Here is a 7082-nt window from a genome sequence, read left to right as displayed (position 1 = left end):
TCGCGTTTATTGCGTATTGCGGTAAAGATATAAGTAATAACGGCGATCAGTAATATCATTATACAGGCTTCTAAATAATCGTCTACATATATATGCCCAAAATCTACAATATCCCAAATAAAAGATATTAGAAGACCTGATACCTGAAGAAATACAAGAAGATGGGCATAAACAAAAAACTTTTCATAATTTTTGATTACTATCGGATCTTTATCGTAGTCTCTGTTTGGTTGAAAATTCCATGATGATTTATCGGCGGCACTAGAACGGTTGCTTTGTGATTTTTGCTCATTTAGATTTGCAAAATTTCGCCCGCCATGATCTTTGCTCCACGCGAAAGATTTTGGATCTTTGCTTTGTCGCACTTTACTCGCGCCTAGCTCGTCGTTATGCATTTTTTCTCCTTTTTAAGGCGCCATATTTCTGTTTCAAATATAAAGCTCGCACGCAAAGTAGGCCGTGATTTAGCTTCGCGCATCTATGATTTTTAAAATTTCACAAATTTTTTGTGGATCTTTGATGCCTCGCGCGTCCTCCACACGGCTGTTTAGATCGATAGCATAAGGACGTAGCACGAGCGCTTCAAGTATATTTTGCGCGCCGATGCCGCCTGCAAGAATGAAAGAGATCGTGCCGCCTTTAGCAGCAGCGTCATGCTTATTCGCGCTATCATCTTTTGTGGCACCCAGCTTGTCCACTTCTCCGCCGTCATTTGAAATATTTGGCGCGCCCACCTCATAGTCTCTCGTGCCTTGATCATTGACGCCTTCGCTTGTGGGTCTTACACCACTCAGCCGAGCGGTAGCACACACACTAAATTTGCACTCATCGCCATTCTTTGCGGCGCGACGATCGGCGCTCGCTTCTTGTTTCGTATTGCTCGATCGAACAATATCATGTGCGCGCTCGCTCGCTTCATTGCTATTAGAGGCACAGCACACGTCGCTTACCCTCTTGAGCTTCAAATTTCCGTTTTCGCTATGCTCCGTGCAAGAATTACTGCAGCTACCGTTTTTATCGCGCTTTAAATTCCCCTCACTATATCCGCTACAGATTGCGCTATGTTTAAGATAGCTCCTTGCGTCGTCTGAGCTTTGAGCGGTGCCCGCTACGTAGTATTTTTCGTTACTTGCTGCATCATTTTGCGTATTGCAGCGCCCGCTAGCCGAGTCGTATTTTGTGTCGTCTATGTTTTGAGTTGCGCTGCCCGCGCAGTTTTTTTCATCGCGCGCCGCGTCGTATTGTCCTTCGTAGCCAAGCCCTGTATGTCGCAGCAAACCCCAATCGAAGCTCACGCCGTTACCGCCCAGGCTCGCTCCTTTGGCGTCGAATAAGATCCGATCACAGCACAAGCCCTCAAGCGGCGGCATTTCGGCGCCGATGCTTAGCACCTGCCACGCCTCGACGCCCGCTGCGTTGAGGCGCGTTTTAAAGCCCGCACTTATGCGTCCGTAAATTTGAGCGCAGTCCAGCTCGCAAACCTCGCAAATTTTTAAAATTTGCTCTTCGCTTAGGACTTCCGCATCTAAAATTTCAGAATTCATATCCTTTACTGAAGCAGGCGCGGCGCGGCTTGTATTTAAATTTATACTCAAATCATTGCGCTGCTTTTCGCAAAATTCCGCGGCTTCATTAAATTCTACGCTGCCGTCCTTGCCTGCGCAAATTTTATTTTCGCAAATTTCATCGCCGCGAGCTTTGCCGCTAAAATTTTCGCACTCGTGCGGCGCAGCGCTGTGTTTTTCAGAGCTCAAAGCAAAAACTCCGACGCACTTTGCGCCGTTTTCATGCGCGATACGCGCAATCTCGCGCGCTGTTTCTACGCTGACGCAGCGTTTGGAGCTCGATACAAAGATCACGCCTAAAAATTCCACCCGCACGCCCGAGCCGTCGTCCTGGCTTCGCAAATCGCTACTGAAATTTTTATCGCAATCAAAATTTTGCTCGGGCGTAAAATTTGCATGATTTTGTGCGCGGCAGGTAAAATTCTCGCTGCCCTGATTAAAATTTTGTGCGGAATTTTGGCCGTCAGAATTGAAATTTCGCGTAAAATTCTCGGCATCCGAATTAAAATTCCGCTCAGAATTTTCGCCGCAAAAATTAGAATTTTTTATTAAGCTCTCGCTACCCGATTGCGGTAAATTTTTGGCGCCGTCCGCGCACTCTAAATTTGCGCATAAAGCCGAGCTGCACGCCAGCACGGCGCGAGCTTCGGCGGCGCTTTTGATGCCGCAAATTTTGATCTTACTTCTGTACGACATATAAAAATTCAGTCACGTAAAGCTCGCGCGCGCTTAAATTTCTGCTCGCGCGATAGGTCGGATAGCGGATCTCTATCGTGCGCACGGAGCCGATTTGCGCGAGGTTTTTTAAAAATTCCGCCTTAGAGATAAAGCCCTCGGAATTAAAAGAGATTATTAAAAATTTCGCCGGAAATTCCACCAACAGCGCGAAAAATTCCTCCGAAGCGCTTGATTTTTTGTTGTAAGCCGAGCGGTTCCAGCCTGCGGGGATTCCAGAAACTCTGCTAAGCCCCGCAGCATTTGGGCGCTTGCCCTCGTTTATAAAATCCGTGATCAAATTTAGCATGAAATAGTTCGAGCCGTAGGGGTGCTGATTGTAAGGGGGGTCGAAATACGCGACGTCAAGCTGCGAAAAGCGCTCGCGTACGCTCTTTGCAAAGCGCGCGGCGTCCTCTTGAAAGACCGCGCTTTTGCAGGCAAAATTTGAAAGTACGGGCAGGCGCAGAGAAATCTCGCCCATTATGCGAGCTAGCGCGTTTTCGCCGCTGCCGCCGAACTTGCCCACGCCCGCTTTGTCCTTGTAAAAGCCCTTAAAAACGCCGCCCGTGTTTGAGTGGATGCTCGCCTCGCTAAGTAGCGGCGCGGTGAAAAAATCGCGAAATTCTTGCGGGATTTTGCTTATCTGCTCGCAAAGCCCGCCCAAAATCAGGGCGTTTCGGCGCGTGTAAAAAGCGCGCTCGCCCGCTTTGATATACTCATCGTCCTTCGGCGCGTACAGCTCGCTAAAAAAGCTCTCCTTCGGCGTAAAATTTCTTAAAATTTCAGCGTGCAGCTCGGTTAAATCCTGCCACAGCTCGTCGCTGAAATTTGAAAGATAGCAGGAGTTTATCGCGCGCGAGTAGCCCTCCAGATCGTTTGCGATCACGAGGTTTGAGTGCGCTTTGGCCAGGCGCGCGACGATGCCGCTGCCGCTAAAGACGTCTGCGAAGCTGATCTTGTCCCACCCAAGCTCCGCCTTGATCTCGCAGATCGCACGCTCGATCGGCGCTAGCAGCGAGCGCTTATTGCCCAGATAGCTGATGAGTTGCTCGCTTAAAAACTCCCTCTTTTCGCCGCTAGCCATCTAAGCTCTCGCCCCTACGTAGTTTTCGTAAAATTCCCACGTCTTGCCCGATTTGATCGCCTCTAAAATGAGTGGCTTAGCCTCCGCAGGGCTTGACACGACATCCGCGCAGTATAGCGCAAACATCGCGTTTAGCACGACGATGTCAAATTTTGGCCCGCTCAGCTCGCCTTTTAAAATTTGCTTTAAAGTTCCGGCATTGGCCTCGCCGTCGCCGCCCTCTATATCGCCGTGAAATGCGCGAGCGAAGCCGAACTGCTCGGGATTGACGCGGTATTCTAAAATTTTACCGTCCTTGACCTCGTGGATTAGCGTTTCGTCGCATAGGCTGATCTCGTCCATGCCGTCCATGCCGTGCACCACCAGAGCGTGCTTGCGCCCCAAGATCATCAGCGTTTCGGCGATGAGCCCGTTTACTTCCTCCAGATAATTGCCTACGATCTGATTGCTTAGGCTTAAATTCGGATTTAGCAGCGGCCCCATTATATTAAAGACGGTGCCGATTTTTAGGCGGTTGCGAACCTCTTTGACCTCGGCGGTGATCTTGTGAAAAAACGGTGCGTGAAAAAACGCTAGCCCAGTGCGATCTAACAGCGCTCTAATCTGCGCCAGATCGCTAAGTAGCGGCACGCCCAGAGCGTCCAGCGCATCGGAGCTGCCCGATCTGCTGGTAATCGCGCGGTTGCCGTGCTTGGCGACGCGCACGCCGAAGCTTGCCGCGATAAAGGCCACGGTCGTGGAGATATTTATCGTCTTTAGTCTATCGCCGCCCGTGCCCACGATGTCAAACATCGGGCTCGGATCGTCGTAGGTGATCGAGTATTTTAATATACTGCGCACGAGCGCCGTAAGGCTGCTTGGGTAGAGCGATTTTTCGCTGATTAGCACGAGCAGCCCCGCAAGCTGCACGATGTCGTAATCCTGCTCGTAAAGCGCCTTGCAAATGACCGCATAATCGTCGCTATCTAGTGGGAAGCCCTTTTGTAGCTTCAACATAAACGGGGCGAAATTTACCACGAGTTTCTCCTTTAAAATTATCTTTTTACCGTAATTGATGAAATTTTCGATGATCTTTTTGCCGTATTGGGTAAAAAAGCTCTCGGGATGAAATTGAATGCCGAAAACAGGCTTGCTTCGGTGCTTCATCGCCATGATTACGCCGTCGTTTTCGCTCTTTGCTAAAATTTCAAACTCGCGCGGCAATGTAGCTTCATCCACATAAAGCGAGTGGTAGCGCATCACTTCAAATTTACGCGGCAGCCCGCTAAAAAGCACGCCATCTGCGTAAATTTCTATCGACGAGCTCTTGCCGTGTAGCGGCACCTCCAGCTGCTTTATTTCCGCACCCGCCGCATATCCGATCGCTTGATGCCCAAGGCACACGCCCAAAATCGGCACATCCAAATCCGCGCGCAAAATATCCAGGCAGACGCCGCTGTCTTTTGGGTGATTTGGCCCGGGGCTTAGGATTATGTGCGACGGGGCAAGCTCGCGCACCTGCTGCAGCGTTACCTCGTCGTTGCGGAAGTAGCGCACCTCCTCGTCGCTTAGCTCCAAAATGTATTGATAAATATTAAAAACGAAGCTGTCGTAATTATCTATCATTAAAATCAAAATTTTATCCTTTTTTAGGGCGTTTGCGCCTCTTTAAAATTATAAATAGTTTAAATTTAACCGCTTTGCAGCGGCTAAATTTAGCGCCGTTTTAGCGCCTCTTGCGTGCTAAATTTAAAATTTCGCCCGCGGCTGTGGCATTACTACATCAGCTGCGACGTTACGCTGCTTTGCAGCCGATATGCATCTCGGCATTGCGGCGCCGAATGAAGCTAGGACATTAAATTTAACGTCCTAGCAGCGATACGCTTTAAATTTAGCCGAATCAAACTCACACCGAAGCAAACGGCGCGTCTGAGCCGATAAGCTTAAGCGTCTAAGCTTCCTCGCATAGCTCCTCGATCGCCTTGAGCGGGCTCTTGCGCTTTTTGCAGATCTCCACGTATTCGCTCTTTGGCGAGCTGTCGTAAACGATACCTGCGCCCGCTCCGATAAATACGAGATTGCTTAGCCCTTCGCAGCCGAAATTCTCCGCGTTAAATTTGGCAGCTTCAAACCGCATCACGCGGCTAAAATGCGGCTTGCCTTCTAAATTTAGCGCCCCGCCGCCTACGCGAGCTTTTAAATTTAACGTCGCGTCGCGTTTGCTTGCGCGAGCCGGTAAATTTTGCGCCTCGCCGCTACTCTTTTGCGCTGTGAAATCGCAAAGCTCCGTCGCTTCGGACTTCTCCTCGCCGCAAGCAGCGTCTAAATTTAAACCGGAATTTCGTTTAAAGTCCTCGTTCGAGCAGGAATTTTGCCCGTCGCGATTTACAAAGATTGCCGAGCGAATCAAGATCGCCTGCATCACGTCGCCGCTAAAGCGCCAAAACCCGATTCCGCCGCCGTATATGCCGCGCTCGTAGCGCTCCAGCTCGTTTATGATCTGCATCGCGCGGATCTTCGGGCTACCGCTTAGCGTGCCCGCAGGAAAGATCGTGCTAAGCACCTCAAACGCGCTTACCCCGCGCGGCTTGCTGCCGTAGACCTCGCTTACGATATGCATCACGCTTTCGTAGCGCACAACGCGCATCGCATTTTGCACCCGCACCGAGGCTGGCGCGGCGAATTTGCCGATGTCGTTGCGAGCTAGATCGATCAGCATCCGATGCTCCGCAAGCTCCTTTTCGTCGCTTAAAAGCTCGCGCTCGAGCGCCGCGTCCGCTTCGGCATTCGCGCCTCTGCTGCGTGTGCCCGCGATGGGAGCGACGAAAATTTCATCCTTTTTGATCTCCATAATGAGCTCGGGACTGGAGCCCGCGACGCAGCCGTACGGCGTCGGAAAGTGAAACATATAGGGGCTCGGATTATTCTTTTTGAGTCGCTCGTAAAACTCCAAGCTGCCTAGATTCGTACCGATTTCTAAAATTTCGCCCAGCACAACCTGAAAAATGTCGCCGCTTTTTATCTTTTCTTTTGCGGCTTCGACCATCGCGCTAAAATGCGACTCCTCGGCGCCCAGATCGGTTAAAATTTTAAATTTAAGCTCTTTTTTCTGAGGCTCCGGCTCAGACGCGCCTTGCGATTTCGATCCGCCTTTTATAGCGGCATCCGTTCTTGCTGCGCTCTGCGGCGCGCCTGCCGCTTCGGCGTCGCTTTGCTGCGAGGTTTGCGAACTAAGCTCGCGCAGGTCTTCGTAAATTTGGGCGTCTTTGCCATAAAAATCGTAAATTTTGCTGATTTTATCGTAGTGCAGATAGTTTGCGGCATCGGCGTAAAAAAACGGCGGGAAGTCATACAGCGCCTGCTTCGGCGCGCCGATATTTTCAAACGCGCGCACGATGTCGTAGCCCAAAACGCCGAAAAGTCCCGCAAAGTTTGTGTTTTTAAACTCGCTCGCGCCCGCTTTTGCGCTTTTTACCTCATCAAATTTAAGCCTCAAAGCCTCAAAACTCATCTTAAATCCATCGAAATAATCGCAATCGATGCCGATTATGACCTGAGCGTCGTCCTCTGCGAGGTAGCTTTGCGGATGCGTCTTTAAAATTTCGCGGTAGTAAAAAAGCGGCTCTTCTAAAAGCATTTTCGTCCTTGGAATTTTTAGCGCCATTATACGCTGCTTAGCTTAAATTTGAGCGGGCGGCGCGAGCCCAGGCGGGCTTAATGCAAGCAAAATTTTAGTA

The 7082-nt window shown here is 50.2% G+C and carries 4 protein-coding genes and 1 pseudogene; all 5 read right to left on the bottom strand.

Features of this window, described 5'->3' with window-relative positions; genetic code table 11:
* Positions 1-395 (bottom strand): annotated as a pseudogene (locus Q0144_RS04520) (hypothetical protein); the annotation flags it as partial.
* Positions 396-464: 69 nt separating this feature from the next.
* Complete coding sequence (locus Q0144_RS04515; protein ID WP_298062081.1) at positions 465-2261, bottom strand: hypothetical protein; 1797 nt, start codon at positions 2259-2261, stop codon at positions 465-467.
* Positions 2245-3366: a DNA adenine methylase gene (locus Q0144_RS04510; protein WP_298062079.1), complete on the bottom strand. Its 1122-nt coding sequence runs from the start codon at positions 3364-3366 to the stop codon at positions 2245-2247. Before Q0144_RS04510 ends, Q0144_RS04515 begins: the two co-directional genes overlap by 17 nt.
* Positions 3367-4980, bottom strand: coding sequence for an anthranilate phosphoribosyltransferase (gene trpD, locus Q0144_RS04505; RefSeq protein WP_298062077.1), 1614 nt, complete (start codon positions 4978-4980; stop codon positions 3367-3369).
* 316 nt (positions 4981-5296) lie between these two features.
* Positions 5297-6982 (bottom strand): anthranilate synthase component I family protein, encoded by a 1686-nt coding sequence (locus Q0144_RS04500; protein ID WP_298062075.1) that lies wholly within the window; start codon positions 6980-6982, stop codon positions 5297-5299.
* Positions 6983-7082 lie beyond the last annotated feature (100 nt).

The sequence above is a fragment of the uncultured Campylobacter sp. genome (assembly GCF_938045345.1).
GTDB lineage: Bacteria > Campylobacterota > Campylobacteria > Campylobacterales > Campylobacteraceae > Campylobacter_B.
Note: the sequence above shows the minus strand (reverse complement) of the source record. Positions and strands in the feature narration are given on the sequence as shown.